The organism is Bradyrhizobium sp. Kon10 (genome assembly GCF_055807395.1).
On record NZ_JBVVOZ010000223.1, the window covers coordinates 1 to 271 of the forward strand.

A 271-nucleotide genomic window follows, 5' to 3' on the forward strand; every position below is an offset into this window, starting at 1 on the left:
CTTCACCTGCACCGGGAAGGCTTACACGCAGTTTCCGAACCGCAGTAGCTACCGCGTCATGCTGGACGACCTTAGCGACCCGGCCGTTCGCAAGCGGCTGGCGGCGATGTGGACTGCGCCGCTCAGCCTGGATCCGTCCAAGGAAGCCCTTAAGGTCACGCGTCAGATCGGCGATCTGCTTGCGACGCTGGCGCGCCGCCTGGAAGACCGCGGCCATGAGGCGTCGAAGACGTCCGCATTCCTCATGCGGCTGCTGTTCACGATGTTCGCT

1 protein-coding gene is annotated in these 271 nt (G+C 64.2%); it reads left to right on the forward strand.

Going from position 1 to position 271, the window contains the following annotated elements; all coding sequences use genetic code 11:
• A partial coding sequence (locus AC0L2O_RS36810) for a hypothetical protein (RefSeq protein WP_473373207.1) occupies window positions 1-271 on the forward strand: 271 nt, incomplete at both ends.